This window comes from Paenibacillus tepidiphilus (genome assembly GCF_008635795.1).
Lineage (GTDB): Bacteria > Bacillota > Bacilli > Paenibacillales > Paenibacillaceae > Paenibacillus_AQ > Paenibacillus_AQ tepidiphilus.
Window position 1 is genome coordinate 32,445 of record NZ_VWRQ01000019.1, and the last position, 17,399, is coordinate 49,843.

At 55.6% G+C, this 17,399-nt stretch carries 15 protein-coding genes; 12 read left to right on the forward strand and 3 right to left on the reverse strand.

Annotation, left to right across the window (positions count from 1 at the left end):
- Positions 1 to 5 precede the first annotated feature (5 nt).
- Complete coding sequence (locus F1379_RS21570; RefSeq protein WP_150273827.1) at positions 6 to 884, forward strand: alpha/beta fold hydrolase; 879 nt, start codon at positions 6 to 8, stop codon at positions 882 to 884.
- A gap of 7 nt (positions 885 to 891) precedes the next feature.
- Here F1379_RS21570 and F1379_RS21575 read toward each other — a convergent pair whose 3' ends face one another.
- Positions 892 to 1,716: an AraC family transcriptional regulator gene (locus F1379_RS21575; protein ID WP_150273829.1), complete on the reverse strand. Its 825-nt coding sequence runs from the start codon at positions 1,714 to 1,716 to the stop codon at positions 892 to 894.
- A 160-nt stretch (positions 1,717 to 1,876) separates the two neighbouring features.
- Between F1379_RS21575 and F1379_RS21580 the strand changes: the two genes are divergently transcribed.
- From F1379_RS21580 to F1379_RS21620, 9 genes are all read left to right on the forward strand, one after another.
- Positions 1,877 to 3,037: a Gfo/Idh/MocA family protein gene (locus F1379_RS21580; RefSeq protein WP_150273831.1), complete on the forward strand. Its 1,161-nt coding sequence runs from the start codon at positions 1,877 to 1,879 to the stop codon at positions 3,035 to 3,037.
- 56 nt (positions 3,038 to 3,093) lie between these two features.
- Positions 3,094 to 3,864, forward strand: coding sequence for a sugar phosphate isomerase/epimerase family protein (locus F1379_RS21585; RefSeq protein WP_150273834.1), 771 nt, complete (start codon positions 3,094 to 3,096; stop codon positions 3,862 to 3,864).
- Positions 3,861 to 4,952, forward strand: a complete 1,092-nt coding sequence (locus tag F1379_RS21590; RefSeq protein WP_150273837.1) for a Gfo/Idh/MocA family protein — start codon at positions 3,861 to 3,863, stop codon at positions 4,950 to 4,952. Before F1379_RS21585 ends, F1379_RS21590 begins: the two co-directional genes overlap by 4 nt.
- Before the next feature lie 25 nt (positions 4,953 to 4,977).
- Positions 4,978 to 6,021, forward strand: coding sequence for a Gfo/Idh/MocA family protein (locus F1379_RS21595; RefSeq protein ID WP_239004762.1), 1,044 nt, complete (start codon positions 4,978 to 4,980; stop codon positions 6,019 to 6,021).
- A gap of 218 nt (positions 6,022 to 6,239) precedes the next feature.
- Positions 6,240 to 6,752 (forward strand): peptide-methionine (S)-S-oxide reductase MsrA, encoded by a 513-nt coding sequence (msrA, locus tag F1379_RS21600; RefSeq protein WP_150273842.1) that lies wholly within the window; start codon positions 6,240 to 6,242, stop codon positions 6,750 to 6,752.
- A 388-nt stretch (positions 6,753 to 7,140) separates the two neighbouring features.
- The gene (locus F1379_RS21605) at positions 7,141 to 8,499 is read left to right on the forward strand and encodes a glycoside hydrolase family 64 protein (protein ID WP_150273844.1); all 1,359 of its coding nucleotides are present in this window, start codon (positions 7,141 to 7,143) and stop codon (positions 8,497 to 8,499) included.
- Positions 8,500 to 8,666: 167 nt separating this feature from the next.
- The gene (locus tag F1379_RS21610) at positions 8,667 to 9,860 is read left to right on the forward strand and encodes a cell wall-binding repeat-containing protein (RefSeq protein WP_150273847.1); all 1,194 of its coding nucleotides are present in this window, start codon (positions 8,667 to 8,669) and stop codon (positions 9,858 to 9,860) included.
- A gap of 52 nt (positions 9,861 to 9,912) precedes the next feature.
- Positions 9,913 to 10,623, forward strand: a complete 711-nt coding sequence (locus F1379_RS21615) for a response regulator transcription factor (RefSeq protein WP_203457153.1) — start codon at positions 9,913 to 9,915, stop codon at positions 10,621 to 10,623.
- Positions 10,613 to 12,001: a sensor histidine kinase gene (locus F1379_RS21620; RefSeq protein ID WP_150273849.1), complete on the forward strand. Its 1,389-nt coding sequence runs from the start codon at positions 10,613 to 10,615 to the stop codon at positions 11,999 to 12,001. Before F1379_RS21615 ends, F1379_RS21620 begins: the two co-directional genes overlap by 11 nt.
- Positions 12,002 to 12,118: 117 nt before the next feature.
- Here F1379_RS21620 and F1379_RS30560 read toward each other — a convergent pair whose 3' ends face one another.
- Positions 12,119 to 13,219 (reverse strand): pectate lyase, encoded by a 1,101-nt coding sequence (locus tag F1379_RS30560; protein WP_150273851.1) that lies wholly within the window; start codon positions 13,217 to 13,219, stop codon positions 12,119 to 12,121.
- A gap of 493 nt (positions 13,220 to 13,712) precedes the next feature.
- Complete coding sequence (locus tag F1379_RS21630; RefSeq protein WP_150273852.1) at positions 13,713 to 14,198, reverse strand: DUF6803 family protein; 486 nt, start codon at positions 14,196 to 14,198, stop codon at positions 13,713 to 13,715.
- 170 nt (positions 14,199 to 14,368) lie between these two features.
- Here F1379_RS21630 and F1379_RS21635 point away from each other — a divergent pair, with 170 nt between their 5' ends.
- Positions 14,369 to 15,037 carry an HAD family hydrolase gene (locus tag F1379_RS21635; RefSeq protein WP_150273854.1) on the forward strand — a complete coding sequence of 223 codons (669 nt, stop codon included), beginning with the start codon at positions 14,369 to 14,371 and terminating at the stop codon, positions 15,035 to 15,037.
- A 409-nt stretch (positions 15,038 to 15,446) separates the two neighbouring features.
- Positions 15,447 to 17,360 (forward strand): threonine--tRNA ligase, encoded by a 1,914-nt coding sequence (thrS, locus tag F1379_RS21640; protein ID WP_150273856.1) that lies wholly within the window; start codon positions 15,447 to 15,449, stop codon positions 17,358 to 17,360.
- Positions 17,361 to 17,399: the final 39 nt, after the last annotated feature.

Genomic DNA, 17,399 nt, shown 5'->3' on the forward strand with positions numbered 1-17,399 from the left:
TTACGATGAAAGTGTACCGGAGCAAGTCATCCAGGCAAAAGATTCACAGTACCTATGACCGCTTACTCGCGAGCTGGGGCGTAGAGACCGAGCCGCTTGATCTGCCGACACGTTATGGCACCACGCATGTCCATGTGTTCGGTAACCCGGAGGCTCAGCCGGTGGTGCTGTTTCATGGCGTCGGCGACGACTCCGCATTAATGTGGATTTATAATGCGGCGGCGCTGGCAGCGCACTTCCGGCTGTATGCCGTGGATACGCTGGGCGGTCCCGGCAAGAGCGTGCCTGACAGCGGTTATAACGGGCATTTTGAGCAAGCCGTCTGGATCGACGAGGTACTGGATGGTCTGGGACTGGACCGAGTGTACGCTGCAGGGGTTTCGAACGGCGCCTATCTGGTACAGCATTACATGGTAGCCAGGCCGGAAAGGGTCATCAGAGCGGTAGCGATGGCTTCTTCCGTCCCGGCCGGAGCACAGGCGAACCCCATGTCCGCTATGCTGAAGATATTTCTGCCCGAAGCGCTGATTCCGACGAAGCGTAACATCAGGAAGCTGCTGCTCAAATTGTCCGGCGACAACAGTGCGGCTTTTACCGGCAATCCGCTCATCGTGGAGCATTATACCCATCTGCTGCGGGGCTTCAACACTATGGCCATGCGGTATCATAAGGTCACGGGCTTTACGGATGCCGAGATCGACGGGCTCCGGGACAAGGTGCTGTATCTGACCGGTGAAGCGGACCCTTTTGCCAAGATGGGCGGGTTGGCTGCGCTGGAGAAATACAGGATGAAGCTGCGGCGTTTCCCCGGTGTCGGCCACGGGATCAACCACGAGCTTCCGCAGGAGATCAACGCGGCGATCACGGAGTTCTTCCAGGAGTAAGACACGGCTATTTCGTGCTGTTACGGTAAGCTGACGGGGAGACGCCGGTGGTTTTCTTGAAGGTTTTCGAGAAATGCGCCAGTTCCATGCCGACCTGCTCTGCGATGTCCGAAATGCTGAAGTCGGAGTAGGAAAGCTGGCGTTTGGCAAACTCCATCCGCTTCAGCTGTACATATTGCATCGGGGGCATCCCCATGTACTTCTTGAAATAGGGAATAAAATAGTTCGGGTGCAGGTGCACCCGCTCGGCGAGCTCTTCCACTTCCAGTGACCGGCCGAGCCGCTCGTCAATATAATTCAGCACCCCGGCCAGCTTGGTCTGGTCGCTGGTCAGCAATTCGTTGATGAAGTCAGAATATCCGCCGTCCTCCAGACACTGGGCGATCAGCGTGAGCAGCGCGGCCTGAATCCGCAGCGTCGCGTGGAAGCTGCTGCTGGGATATAGGGAAATCATCTCGCGGAAAATCCTGCGGGCAGCACCTGGATCGGCGGCATCGCAGATATAGAGCTTGTGTGCGGAATGGAACAGCGGCCATTCCCCAATCCGGGCGTCGAAGTGGCAGTAATACCGGGCATACGGGTTGTCGGGAGCGGTCTCGGTCGTCTGTGTAGTGCCGGCGGGCATAATCATGATCTGGCCGGGACGCGGATAGTGTACTTCTCCGTTGATGATGACTTTGCCTTCGCCGCCGTCGATATAATACAGCCGGTTGAAAGCTGGCGTCTCATTGGTACGGTTCCAGCCGGGATATTTGGTGGTCAGGGTGGCGTGGGTAACGTTCACCGTGAGATTTTGCAGCAGACGCTCCCCCAGATTGCCGTTCATACTCATGTGATGCCTCCTTTACAGCAGTGCAAATTTATTATAACGCTTACATTTATCAAAGACATCTTAATTTTAGACAAAAACACCTTAGTTCCGGTCATGTTCACCGCTGCCATTTCGGGTTATTCTCAAGACATCAACCTGCATGGGGGAGTGAACTGGAAAGATGGATAAGGTACGTTACGGGATTATCGGGATCGGCAATATGGGCCGCGCCCACGCCGTCAGCCTGCTGGGTGAAGTGAATGGGGCCGAGCTGACGGCGGTCTGCGATGTGAATCCGCAGCAGCTGGAATGGGCGGCTGAGAAGCTGCCGGAGCAGGTACAGCGATTCAGTACGGCAGAAGAAATGTTCGACTCCGGCAGCATAGACGCCGTGCTCATTGCAACTCCGCATTATGACCACCCGCCGCTGGCGATTGAAGCGCTGCGCCGGGGTTACCATACGCTGATCGAGAAGCCGGCCGGTGTGTACACCAAAGCGGTGCAGGAAATGAATGAGGCGGCCGCTCAGTCGGACCGCAAATTCGGCATCATGTACAACCAGCGGACCAATCCGCTGTATAAGAAGCTGCGTGAGCTGATTATGGCCGGCGAACTGGGCGAGATCCGCCGCACCAACTGGATCATAACGAACTGGTACCGGTCGCAGAGCTACTACAACTCCGGCGGCTGGCGCGCTACCTGGGCGGGAGAGGGCGGCGGCGTGCTGCTGAACCAGGACCCGCATCAGCTCGATTTGTGGCAGTGGACCACCGGAATGATGCCGGCGCGCGTCCGTGCGTTTTGCCATTTCGGGAAGTACCGGGATATCGAGGTGGAGGACGATGTGACCGCATATGTTGAATATGCGAACGGCGCCACCGGATTGTTCATTACGACGACCGGCGAAGCGCCGGGAACGAACCGCTTCGAAATAACCGGCGACAACGGTAAAATCGTCGTCGAAGACGGCAAGCTGACCTTCTGGCGGCTGCGCACGCCTGAGCCGGTGTTCAACCGCGAATATACCGGCGGCTTCGGATCGCCGGAATGCTGGAAATGCGAAATTCCTGTAACAGGGGAGGAAGGGAATCACCGCGGTATTTTGCGTAATTTCACCAATGCGATCCTGCATGATGAACCGCTCCTTGCGCCCGGCGAAGAAGGAATCCATGGGTTGACGCTGTCAAACGCGATGTATCTGTCAGCCTGGACCGACAATTGGGTCGATCTGCCGATCGACGCCGAGCTGTTCCATGAGCATTTAATGGAGAAGGTGAAGAGCTCCACATTTCAGAAGACGGTTTCCGGCTCCAGCGCACTGGATGTATCCGGCACGCATTGATTGACATTCAAGCCATTATACCCATTTGACTACAACCTTAAGGAGTGAATTCCTGAATGAAGCTGTCTACAATTGGCGCACAAATGTACACTTTACGCGAGTTTACCCAAACCCCCGAAGGATTAAGAGAGAGCTTCCGCAGGCTGAAGGAGATTGGCTATCAGGCTGTACAAGTCTCGGGTATCGGCCAGATGGACCCGGCGCTGGTGAAGCAGTATGCAGATGAATCCGGGCTGGCCATCTGTGCGACCCATGTCCCGTGGAACCGGCTGGTGAATGACCTGGAAGCGCTTGCTGCAGAACATAAGCTGTGGAACTGCCCCAACATCGGACTTGGCTCCCTGCCGCAGGAATACCGGGAGAACGGCGCGGGTTACCGGTGCTTTCTTGAACAGGCCTCGCAAATCGCCAAAGAGCTGAAAGTGAAGCATGGACTGCAATTTATTTACCACAACCATGATTTTGAATTTGAACGGGTGGAGGGGGAGCTGACGGCTCTGGAGCTGCTTCTGAACGAATCCGATCCAGCGGTATTCGGGTTTGAGCTCGACATGTACTGGGTGCAGGCCGGAGGCGGAAGCCCGCTGGCCTGGGCGGAGAAGGTCAAGGGGCGGATGCCGGTCGTCCACTTGAAGGATATGGCGATGGTCTCCGGCAAACCGGTCTTCGCCGAGATCGGCGAAGGGAATATGGACTATCCCGCCATCATTGAGACCTGCCGCCGGACCGGTGTGGAATGGTTCGTCGTGGAGCAGGATGTGTGCCGGCGCGATCCGTTCGAGAGTCTGGCCATTAGCCTGAATTACCTGAAGGGGCTGCTGTCATGAGCCGCAGCGACGGAATGATGCACGCTCCGGTCCATGAGGCGAAGCCGGTGGTAGAAGCCGGAGCCTTCATCTTCGCCGCCATGGCGCTGGACCATGGGCATATCTATGGCATGTGCAACGGGCTGCGGGAAGCCGGAGCACAGCTGAAATGGGTATATGACCCCGATCCGCAGAAGGTTGAAGCGTTCAGGAAGGTCTACCCGGAAGTGCGCGCCGCCCGTTCTGTAGCAGAGATTCTGGAGGATACCGAGGTGCGGCTTGTAGCTGCTGCAGCGATACCTTCCGCGCGCGGTCCGCTCGGACTGCAGGTAATGGCGCACGGCAAGGACTACTTCACGGATAAGACACCGTTTACGTCACTGGAACAGCTGGCCGCCGCCCGGGAGCAGGCAGGACTTACGGGCAGGAAGTATATGACCTATTTCAGCGAACGGCTGCATGTGGAGAGTGCGGTGTATGCCGGACAGCTGATCCGGGAAGGGGCCATCGGCCGGGTGCTGCAGGTGATGGGTACGGGCCCGCACCGGTTGAATGCGGGCAGCCGCCCGGACTGGTTCTTCCGCCGTTCCGATTACGGCGGCATTCTCTGCGATATCGGAAGCCACCAGATTGAGCAGTTTCTTTACTACGGAGGCTGCCGGGATGCCAAAGTGCTGCACAGCAAGGTGGCCAATTACCATCATCCGGAGTATCCGGAGCTGGAGGATTTCGGGGACGCTACACTTGTAGGCGATAATGGCGCAACCCAATACTTCCGCGTGGACTGGTTCACACCGGCAGGACTGAGTACCTGGGGAGACGGGCGTACAGTGATCCTGGGAACCGAAGGATATATCGAGCTGCGTAAATACACTGATCTCGCCCGGTCCAATACGCCGGATCATGTGTACTGGGTGGATTCGCAGGGTGAGCACTACGCACATGTGGCCGGTAAAGTGGGGTATCCCTTCTTCGGTGAGCTAATCCTAGACTGCCTCAACCGGACTGAAATAGCGATGACTCAGGAGCATGTGTTTAAGGCGGCAGAGCTGTGTCTGACGGCGCAAGCCCAGGCATTGAATCTGACTCCGGACACGCTGAGAGTCTAACCCATAGGGAAAGAAGATGAGAGCTTTGCAATCGAAACCATCCGGATTTGGTGCAGCTATTGTTGGCTGCGGGGCGATTGCCCCGCTGCATGCCGGAGCCATCCGTTCACTGGAGGACGTACGGCTTCTGGCCGTTGCCGATAGTGATCCGGGCCGCGCAGCAGCCGCTGCACAAGCCTATAGCTGCGAGGCGGTGGCCGACTACCGGGAGCTGCTTGACCGGGAAGATATCGCTGTGGTCCATCTGTGCACACCGCATCATCTCCATGCCCCGATGGCCGCGGAATTTCTGCAGGCGGGCAAGCATGTGCTGCTGGAGAAGCCGCTGGCGACGGATACAGCAGCCGCCCGGCGGGTTGCGGAAGCTGCGGAGCGAAGCGGCCGGCAGCTTGGTGTAGTCTTTCAGAACCGCTACAATGAAGCCTCGGTGATCATTCATGACACGACTCAATCAGGCTCGCTGGGGCGGCTCCTCTGCCTGAAAGGCATTGTCGCCTGGCACCGCAGCGAGGAGTATTACCGGGACAGCGCCTGGCGGGGAAGCTGGAGCACCGAAGGCGGCGGCGTCCTTATTAATCAGGCGATACATACCCTCGACCTGCTGCAATGGTTCGGCGGAGCCTACACCTCGGTGCAAGGTTCGGTGTCGACGGATGCGCTGGGAGGGGTCATTGAAGTGGAGGACAGCGCGCATGCCTGCATCCGCTTTGCGAACGGTGCGCGCGGGATATTTTACGGTACCAATGCCTACGGCACTAATTCTCCGGTGGAACTGGAGGCGGTGTTCGAGCAGGGATCGCTGATGCAGCGCAGGGACCATCTCTATCTGTGGAAGGATGGCCGGGAGACTCTTCTGTGCGAGCCGCCGGCCGGGATCACCGGCGCCAAAGCCTACTGGGGCACCGGCCACCGGCGCCTGATTGAGGACTTCTACAGCCACCTGCACGAAGGGCGCCCTTACTGGATTGATGCCCGGGAGGGTATGAAGGTGCTGGAGCTTATTGATAGCCTGTATACATCTTCGGAGAGCAGGCATCTGCTAAGGCCTGCGGAGAACATGCGGGTGTGACCCGGCCAGGGCAGAGGTGCGGAGACCTGGGAACTGGCCCATTCCAGACGGAAAATGAGGCAGCTGCCACCGGGATGCCGCTATGCACTGCACACACTGGCTGTTTTCTGTCTGCCAAATTGACAATGCTCCTGTTTGGCCTTATCTTCATAAGGTGAGCTGTGAACTGTGGCATACATCACAGTACTTAGAGATATGCAGGGAGAGGGACAGGCGATATGGAACAGGCAATGTTTGCAGGAGGCTGCTTCTGGTGCATGGTAACGCCGTTTGAAGAGCTGCCCGGGATTCAAGGAATCGAATCCGGCTATGCGGGCGGCACGGTGGAGAACCCGACCTATGAGCAGGTTAAGACCGGAACCACCGGTCATTATGAGGTGGTGCAGATTACTTTTGATCCGGACGTATTTCCGTACGAACGGCTGCTGGAGCTGTTCTGGCCGCAGATTGACCCGACGGATGACGGCGGACAGTTTCAGGACCGCGGGCCGCAGTACCGGACGGCGGTGTTCTATTACAACGAGGCGCAGCGCGAAGCGGCGCTTGCATCGAAGGAGCGCGTAGCCGCCAGCGGTCGCTTCGCAGGCCCTGTGGTGACGGAGATTCTGCCGGCGCCGGTCTTTTACCGGGCGGAGGAATACCATCAGGATTACCACAAGAAGAATCCGAAGCATTACAAGGAAGACCGGGAGCAGTCCGGGCGCGACGAGTTCATTTCGAAGCATTGGTAATACCGTGAGTGGCCGGCCGCATCATTCTTCTGAATAGGAGGGTGATACGGCCGTTTTTTTTGGTGTATTCGGGTAAGCTCCTGGGCGCTTTACTGCAAAATATTTAAAAAACCAAAATTTTGCACCTGAATCTGAAAATACGTACCTACTAAATCAGAAGAAGCACAACTATAATTTGATATGTAAACGCAAACAATACCATATTAAGGTGAAACAAAAGGAGGCGGCAACCGGCGAAAATCGTCAGCATAGTAGTAGTTTGTAGCAGCACAGTCGCAGCATATCTCAGCACAGTCGTAGCAATCTCAACACAGTCGTAGCATGATATCAGCACTGTCTCAGCACAAGCATTCCAATGATTGTAAATCATTTACGGGAGGTTAGTTGAATGTTGAGAACGAAATGGATGGCACCGCTGCTGGCATTTATTCTGCTGCTGGGCTGTTTACCGCTCTTCGGTACCAAGGCGGAAGCTGCGGATTACACGCAAGGGGTCAGCATGTCTGGCACTACAGCGACGATCTGGTTTAAATCCAGTGTCAGCACCAGTTGGGTGGATGTGCATTACAAGGTGAACTCCGGAACACAAATGAATTACAGGATGAATTATAACAGCAGCGCTGCGCGTTATGAACAGACAGTGACCGGCGTAGCGGGCGGAGCTGTGCTTACTTACTTCTTCACCTATAATAACGGTAACCCGGCTTATGATACCGGATGGTTCACCTATACCGCCGGTACGGGCAATAATCCGAACCCGGGTACCTCCGGCTCGATTTATTCCATCGCCGCCTCGGCGATACCGGTGCCGCCGAGCGGCCAGATCTCGCTGAAGCTCATGAACGGAACCGGGGGAGCTTATGCCGACAGCCAGATTTATTGGGGCGTGCTGGGGATTAACCCGGCGAACGGGAAGTGGAGCTATCTGGATCTGAACGGGAATCTTCTGCCTATTTCGAATGCCCTGAACGATACTGCAGGCCATCTTACGAAGAATGGAATCAATTATGCCAATATCTATCATAAGGTCAGCGATGCGGCCTGGGCGAAGCTGCCCAAGATCACCTCGGGGCGGATGTTCCTCAGCGCAGGTTCGCCGCTATACATCAAGACCTATGACACCGGCTTTGCCGGACCGGATATCAATAATCCAACCGATCCCAACCGGGACATTTATTTTGACTTCGTGGAATTTACGGTAGACGCCACCGGTTATCACGGCAACACGACGCGGGTGGACGGCTTCGGCTTCCCGATCCAGCACCGCCTGGTCAATCTTGCCGGGAACTTCGACCAGACCGTAGGCGAGCTGGAATCCGAGACCCGGGCGGGACTGTTCACTAAATATCAGAACGAAGTTCCTTCTGCCTTCAAATCGCTGGCGACGGTTCAGGCGCCTTACCGGATCGTGGCTCCGATCCATGGCTCTTTTGCACCTGGAGGGGCCAATGCCAATTACTTTGCGGGATACTCGCCGTACAGCACACAGGACATTCTCCGCTGCGACGGTGCCTTGACCGATGCGGCTACAGCCGCCGCCATTAACCGTCATGTGTATACTGCCGGAGACTGGAACAATGTTTCGAACTACTATAAGGCGGCGCCTGCCAACTATTATGCGAAATTCTGGCATGACCACAGTATTAACGGTCTCGCTTACGGCTTCCCGTATGATGATGTCAACGGGCAAGCGGCCTATCTGGAAGTCGGGGACCCGAAGGGCTTGATCATTCGCGTAGCCTGGTAATGGCCATAGTCTCTCTATACATCAACGGACCTGTAGGATTTACTCCTATAGGTCTTTTTATTTTATTAGAGTAATTCTTATTAAATCGTAAGTCTACATTCTTTCTACACATTTAATGGTTAAACTTTTAAGTATTCACTACAAACTTCTGCAGGAGGGACTTTACTATGAAAAAAGCATCAGCGGCGATATTGACATTTACACTGCTGGCCGGTGTGCTGGCAGGCTGTACGTCCGGAAAGGACAATGAGAGCTCCCTGGCGAACTCCGGCACCGGGGAGGCGGCGGTATCTTTGCCTTGGATTGCCACCAAAAATACTACGCGTGTCAACACCTCCGATCCGGTGGAGGCTGCGGTGCTGGCGTCCCGTTCCCTGTGGACGGCCCAAACGGACAGCAACCGTCCGGCGAGTGTAATCCTGACAGGGGCGGACAACTGGCAGATCGCCGCTGTCAGTGCCGACCTGATTCACCATCCGAGCAATGGTCCCGTGCTGTATTTCACCGAGGAGGGGCTGCCGGAGACTACCCTCGCTGAATTGAAGCGGCTGAAGCCGCGTGGCGCAGACAGCAATGATGGCGTGCAGGTCGTGGTGGTCGGTCCGGTGGCAGACGGGGTGGAAGATGAACTCAAGAAGCTGGACCTGAAGGTGGACAACATTGCCGGAACAGACCCGGCGGAGATCGCGCAGGCGATAGATGCTTATTATGCGGAGGTATCCGGAGCACTGCCTGACGGCGTCATTGTCGGCTCGGTGGACAGTCCGGAATATACCCTGCCTGCGGTCAACTGGATCGCCCATATGCCGGAGCCCCTGCTTTATGTAGGCAAGGATGATATACCGGAAGCTACAGTCCAAGCGCTGAAGGCGCGCGGCGGAGACGCGGATATCTATATTATCGGACCGGAAGCGGCGGTTTCGGCCAGAGTGGAGCAGGAGCTTGGAGGCTATGGCCGTGTAACGCGGATTGCAGGCGATGACCCCTATGGGAATGCCATCGCTTTTGCCAAATATAAGGATGACTCGAACGGCTTTGGTTGGGGGATTACGTCCCCGGGCCATAATCTCTCGTTCTTGACCACCGAAGATCCGATGCTGGCCGTTGCCGCAGCCCCGTTCTCCCATCTGGGCAAGCATGCGCCGCTGATCTATACGAAGCAGGATGGAATGCCTGATTCCGTAATGGGCTATATGATGGAGCTGCAGCCGAAATACAAGGACTCCCCCGCCGAGGGCCCATACAACCATGCCTGGATCACCGGCGGCACAGCAGGGATTACGGAGCGTGCGCAGAGTGAGATCGACGACATGCTTGAGATCAGTCCCGCTTCCGGAGACAATCCGCATTCGGGACATTAAGCCCTCCGGAAGGTATAATGAAACCAATTCAAAAGAGTAAAGGGTGAACAGCTTGTCCAATCCTCAGGTGCTGATCGTCGACGATGAATGGAATATGCGCAACCTGCTGCGGATATATCTGCGGCAGGAAGGCTTCACAGTGCAGGAGGCCCGGACAGGCAGTGAAGCGCTCGGCATCCTGGAGCGTCAGGATTTCGATCTGGTGCTGCTGGATGTTATGATGCCGGATATGGATGGCTGGCAGGTGCTGCGGGCGATTCGCGCAAGCCGCGAGATTCCCGTCTTGATGCTGACCGCCCGCTCGGATACGAAAGACAAGGTGCTGGGCCTCGATACCGGGGCGGATGATTATTTGACGAAGCCTTTTGAACCGGAGGAGCTGACGGCCAGAATTCGCTCTCTGCTGCGCCGGTCGGCCATTACACGCTCTATGCCTGCGGACGAGACACTGGTATTCCCGCAGCTGCGGATTTATCCGCAGTCGCGTGAGGTGCGGATTCGTGAGCAGACGGTTGATTTCACGCTCAAGGAATTCGATCTCTTGGCGGCGCTCGCCCGCGGAGGCCAGCGGGTCCATACCCGCGAGGAACTGGTCGGACAGCTGTGGGGCGGGGAATACAGCGGGGAGACGCGGGTGGTGGATACACATATCAAGAACATCCGCGAGAAGCTCCAGCGTGCGGGCCTTGATTATAATCCGATCCAGACGGTATGGGGGCTCGGCTACAAATTCCAGATTAGCGGCGGTCCGGATGAACAATAACAGAATTGGCTTCAAGCTGGGGCTGGCCATTCTGTCGGTCTTTGTTGTCGTGCTGCTGTCGCTTGGTATAGGCATGGAGCGGATGTTCAGCAGCTTCTATTACGATGAGAAAGAACAGGAAACGGAAGAACTGGCGCTGCATTTCACTGCCATGGCGGAGGCGGGCGACACCTCTGCTGAACGGATGATGCTGACCTTTGCCGAGTTCTCCGGAGTCAGTATTTTTAACATTGAGCAGGACGGCAGCACGAAGCTTCATTCCGGGCTGCATGATGCTGCAGACCGCAGCTTCATCCGTCCGCAGGATCTGGCCGCGATCCTTGACGGGAACCGCGTAAATTTCCTGCATACGGACCCGGCAGGAAGGCGATATTTCGTAGCAGGACAACCCATAGCCGGGGAGAATGGAGTGCAGTCGGCACTCTATGTCATGTCTTCGACGGACAATATGGAGCAATCGCTCGAAGCAGTGCGGCGTATCCTTCTGCTGGCGGGAGTCGGCGCTTTCCTGCTTGCGCTGGGCATTACCTGGCTCATCGCACGCATTTTGTCGCGGCCGCTGGTACAGATGCAGAAGGCTACGCGCAAGATTGCCGCCGGTGAACTGGAGACCCGGCTCAGCATCCGCAGAAGCGATGAAATCGGCTCGCTTGCCGGAGCCATCAATGATCTGGCCGCTGATCTTCAGCGGTACAGGGATACGCGGCAGGAGTTCCTGGCGAACATCTCGCATGAGCTGCGCACACCGATAACTTACCTGCAAGGCTATGCCAAGGTCGTGCGCAGCGGCTTGTATCAGAATGAAGAGGAGAAGGAGCTGTATCTGGAGATCATCGGCCAGGAGGCTCACCGGATTCAGCATCTGGTCGATGACTTGTTTGAATTGGCCAAAATGGAAGAGGGGAAAATTCCGCTTAAGCTGGAGACGGTTGATCTGGCGCAGATTGCGGCTCAGGCAGTGCGCAAGCAGGAATTGGCGGTGAAAGCGAAGGACCTGCGGCTGCAGGTTGATATACCAGGACATACAGTAGCCATGACAGGTGACACCAAAAGGATAGAACAGATAGTTCTGAACCTGCTGGAGAATGCCGTCCGGTATACGGAGCAAGGGGAGATCAGAGTCACGGTCCGGGAGAGTGAAGCAGAGGTTCAACTGATCATCGAGGATACGGGAATCGGGATTCCGCAGGAGGAGCTGCCTTATATATTCGAGCGTTTCTACCGGGTGGAGAAGTCGCGTTCCCGCCAGTACGGGGGGACCGGACTCGGATTATCCATTGTGCATCAGCTGGTGACGCTGCTGGGCGGACGCATCGCCGTTACAAGCACTGCAGGTACGGGAACCCGGTGTGAGGTTACATTTAACCGGAAGCTCTAAAGAAATATAAGGCGGCAGGCTCAGGATGTGCAGGGGGCCGGCCGCCTTTTTCCTGTGGAGAGGAGCTAAGGTGATTGAATTACTAATAATGTACGTATCGGTCTAGCCTGAGAAATGTTAATATGCGGTGTTGTTTAGTTCGGTAATGTGCTTGACGCCGATCCATTTATCTCCGACATCGGAATAGAGGGTATTGGTCATTGTGACCGTACTGGTGCTGCTGTCTGTGCGGAAGATGGCTTCATTCATACCGGCAATATCACAGCTGTCGATGAAGACATTGACGGTAAAAGTAGATCCGCCCACCTGCCGGATGAATTTGCCGGCATCGCGTCCGACGAAGTTATACACTCTGAACGTGCTTGGCGCGTTGATCTGGAACATCTTGTCGGCGCCGTTGTATGCCGCACCGCCGTTAAGCGTGACGGTACCCGACTCTTTGATGGTCAGTGCATCCTCACCGATGTCCGTCCAGACAATATTGGACAGATATACGTCGCCATAGGTATGGATACCGTCGGCCGCCGGTGCTCCAAGCACAACGTTCTTCAGAGTGGCACCGTTCTCCAGCTTGAACACAGGCTTCTGGCCTTCGCTCTGGCCCCCGTCGCCGAGCGAGGAACCGGCAATGAAGGTCCGGCCTTTGCCGTCATATACTTCTCCGGCTTTGACGACAATGGTGGAGTTGACCGTGGTGGAGCTTGGCGAGACCTTGACGAGTGTCCATTGCTGGTTAGGGTTATCCAGGTCGGTCCATTGGCTGATATTAGCTCCCGTCGCCGTGGAATGCGCGTAGACTTCGGCCACCTTGCCGCTGTGCCGGTTCTTGAGCTGAACATAACCGCCGCTATCCTCCAGCTTCCAGTGCTGGTTGTAGCCGTTAATGTTCTGCCACTGCACGATATTGGCGCCGTCGGCCGTGGAATACTGGTACACTTCCAGTGCCCGGCCGCTGTTCGCATTGATAATCTGGTAGTATCCGCTGCCGACGCTGACAAAACGCCACAACTGATTGTCACCGCCCAGATCGGACCACTGCGAGACATTGGCGCCGTTCTCATGAGCCCAGTTGTACACCTCCATGGCCTGGCCGCTGTTACGGTTGATGATCTTATACAGTCCATTGTCCGTTGCCGAAGCGGCATCGGCTTGCGGAACATGCCCGAGCACCAGCACTAGAATAAAAGCGGTTAACAGAGCAAAGCTTCTCCTCAGCATCACCAAAACACTCCTTTAATCAAATTTGATAAAGCGCTTTCTAAATTCGACTTAAAAAGAATTTTCCTGGTATATCCATGCCTCCTTACCCATGAATTACCATAAGTATAACAATAAAAGATTTAGAAGTATCTGAAAAGATTGACTCTTTTATGAACATGGATAAAAAAGGTTATATAAACATTTATAAGTAGACTTCGGCCTCTAACAGACAGGGCCCATACTTGTTAGACCATTCCATCGAGAAATTCCAGACCCTAATGAGCTCCGTTATGCATGACCATTCTGTAGACCTGCCGTAATTAACTGCCCATTCTATAAGCGATGTGCAATTCATCGTCCTGCATAGAGATCGGCAGGCGATTTTGTACCCTATTTTCCGGAAATCTATGACTCAGCAAATTCCTGCGCCCGTACCTTGAAAGCAAAAAGCCGGGCATATGGATAATTACCTCCATCTCCCGGCTTTTATTTTAATGTTCCATGAAGGTAATTAGTGGTTCATTCCGGCCATTCCGCCAACAATTTCCGGATCGATCATTCCGAAGATCATCGCAATGTGTGCGACCACCAGAAATCCGCTGACCAGTACAAAGTGAAGCTTTAGCCGTTCTTCTTCGGTTCGCTTGCGGCCAAGCAGCCCCAGCTCCAGCAGTGCCAGCGGCAGCAGGAAGAAGACACCGCTTAAATAAAAGCCTACGGCCACGACATCGACCCACGTATGCCATTCTCCGTTCACGGTAAGCGGGACAAAGGCTGTAGGGAAGAGGTACAAGAATATACCGGTGAAATAAAGTCCGGCGAGAATGCTGCAGACTTTGTTGAACGTCTTGAGCGGGCCGTCCAGCTTGCGGGTGAACAGCAGAATAAATTCCGTCACAGTGATGGTCTCGGCGAATATAACCGGAATTGCCATAAACAGAATCAGGTTCCACGGCTGATTGTCGGCAAGCAGAGACATGTAATGCGTCATGGTCATGGGAGGTTCCTCCAAACGGGAAATTGTCTTACAGCAAGCAGATTAACAGAGAACTGTGTGGAAAGTATGGGGAAACCGGAGTATGATCGTATTTAAAAAGCTTGCGCGGCGCCGTCGATAGCGGTATACCTGAACGGCAGCCGCCGGCGGAGGGAGCGGACTTACAAGAAATGGGCAAATTGCAAAGTATTTTATTCGATCTCGACGGCACCTTGACTGATCCCAAGGAAGGCATCACCCGCAGCGTGGAATATGCGCTGAACAAGTTTGAAATTCAGGTGGAGCATCCGGATGTGCTGCTGCCGTATATCGGACCGCCGCTGTACGATTCGTTCGTGGAGCTGCAAGGCTTTCCGGCAGATCAGGCACTCAAGGCCGTGGAATATTACCGTGAACGCTATAAAACGATTGGCCTGTACGAAAACAGTGTCATCCCGGGAATTCCGAAGCTGCTGGAGGAACTGCTGGATTCTGGCTACACGCTGTATGTCGCCACCTCCAAGCCGACGATTTTTGCCGAAGAGATTCTCCGCCACTATGGGCTGGACCGGTATTTCAAGCATGTGGCCGGCAGCAATCTGGATGGTACGCGCTCCAAGAAAAGCGAGGTGATCCAGTATGTGCTGGAGGAGAACAGCCTTGCCCCGCAGCAGGCCCTGATGATCGGCGACAGGAAACATGACATCATCGGCGCCCGGGCCTGCGGGGTCGACTCCGTCGGGGTTCTGTTCGGGTACGGCTCCGAAGAAGAACTGACCGGTGCCGGGGCGGATTATATCGCCCGTGAGGTTGCCGATGTCAGCGGAATTGTCCGCTCGCTTGGCACATCTGCGTCCTGATATTTTTTAACAAGGGTCTTGACTTTGCCGAAAGCAGTTCTGTAAGATGGGAACCAGCAACTCCATCAGATAAGGCGTAGACCAAAGACATGATATCCCTCGCGGACTGACCAGAGAGAGAAGTGAAAGGTGAGAGCTTCTTACAGAATCCGGCCGGATATTACCCCTTTGCAGCCGCGGCACTGAACTTAACCTGCTGTCCAGGTTTAACTGTAAATGCCGCCGAGTTATCCCCGATACCGGATACCAATGAGGATTTCGTGTCCCTTGCATTCCCGTCAACAGCCGGGTGCTGCAAGCGGAGCGGATCAAATTAGGGTGGAACCACGAGCTGAACGCACTCGTCCCTTCTTGGGAGATTGCGTTTTTTTGCGTTCATCCTAACCTTGGAGAAATGGAGGCTACACACATGGAAATCAAAGTAACACTGCCGGACGGAACAATCAGGGGGTATAAGCAGGGCACCACAATCCTGGACATAGCGGAATCCATAGGCGCAAGCCTGAAGAAGCAGGCTGTAGCCGGCAAGGTGGATGGCAGGCTTGTGGATGTATCGGAGCCGCTTGAGCGGGATTGCTTCGTGGAGATTGTGGTTTCCGGAAGCGGAGAAGGTCTGCAAATCCTGCGCCACAGCACCGCCCATCTGCTGGCGCAGGCTGTCAAACGGATCTACGGAGATGGGAATGTGAGGCTGGGGATCGGGCCGGTGATCGAGGACGGATTTTATTATGACATCGATATGGCAAAACCGTTGTCCGCAGAAGAACTGGCCGCCATTGAACGGGAGATGGCCGCTCTCGCTGCCGAGAATCTGCCGATCATCCGCCGGGAAGTAAGCCGCAGTGAGGCGCTGGCGCTGTTCGCAGGCCTGAATGAACCGCTGAAGCTGGAGCTGATTCATGAGCTGCCCGAAGGTGAAGTCATCAGCCTGTATAGTCAGGGTGAATTCACGGACCTGTGCCGTGGACCGCATCTGGCTTCGACGGGGCCAATCAAGGCCTTCAAGCTGCTTAGTGTTGCCGGCGCCTACTGGCGCGGTGACTCTGCAAAGCCAATGCTGCAGCGCATCTATGGCACTGCGTTCTGGAGCAAACGTGAGCTGGATGAACATCTGCAGATGCTCGAAGAAGCGAAGCTGCGGGATCACCGCAAGCTGGGCAAGGAGCTCGAGCTGTTCATGTTCAGCGAAGAAGCGCCGGGCATGCCGTTCTATCTGCCGAAGGGCATGCTGATCCGCAATGAGCTGGAGAAGTTCGCCCGCAGCCTGCAGCAGGACCGGGATTACGACGAAGTCCGTACACCGCTGATGATGAACAACCGGCTCTGGGAAGGCTCGGGACATTATGACCACTACAAGGAGAACATGTATTTCACAGAGGTGGATGATGCCAGGTTCGCCTTGAAACCAATGAACTGTCCGGGCCATATGCTCGTATATAAAAACAGCCTGCACTCTTACCGGGAGCTGCCAATCCGCATCGCCGAATTCGGGCAGGTGCACCGGCATGAATTCTCCGGAGCGCTTAACGGCATGATGCGGGTCAGAACCTTCTGCCAGGATGATGCCCACCTGTTCGTGCTGCCGGAGCAGATCGAGGAGGAGATCGGCCGGGTCATAGACCTGATCGACCATATCTACCGGGTATTCGGCTTCTCCTACAAGGTCGAGCTGTCGACACGGCCCGATGATTTCATGGGGGCGCCGGAGCTGTGGGACCGTGCGGAGGCCTCGCTGCAGCAGGTGCTGGAGAACCGCGGGCTGGAATACCGCATCAACGCCGGAGACGGCGCATTCTATGGCCCGAAGATTGACTTTCACATCCAGGATGCGCTGAAGCGGAGCTGGCAGTGCGGAACCATTCAGCTCGATTTCCAGATGCCGGAGAAATTCGATTTGACTTATATCGGTGCGGACGGCGGCAAACACCGCCCGGTAGTTATTCACCGGGCCGTCTATGGCTCGATTGACCGGTTCATGGGCATCCTTACGGAGCATTTCAGCGGCGCTTTCCCGGTATGGCTGGCACCGGTGCAAGCCAGGCTGCTGCCCGTGTCGGAGAACTATGTGGACTATGCGCTGCAGGTTCAGCAGGAGCTGAAGCAGGCCGGAATCCGGGTGGAGCTGGACTCCCGCAATGAGAAGCTGGGGCTGAAGATCCGTGAAGCCAGGCTGGAGCGGGTGCCTTATCTGCTGGTGCTGGGAGAACAGGAGAAGAACTCGGCTATGGTTACTGTCCGCAAACGCGGCAGCGATGAGCAGGTATCCTGCGCTGTACAGGAGCTTGCGGAGCAGATCCGGCAGGAAGCTTCGGAGAGAAGATAAGGGGAGAGTAAACCGGACGGGAGCGGGTCGTGAGGAGAG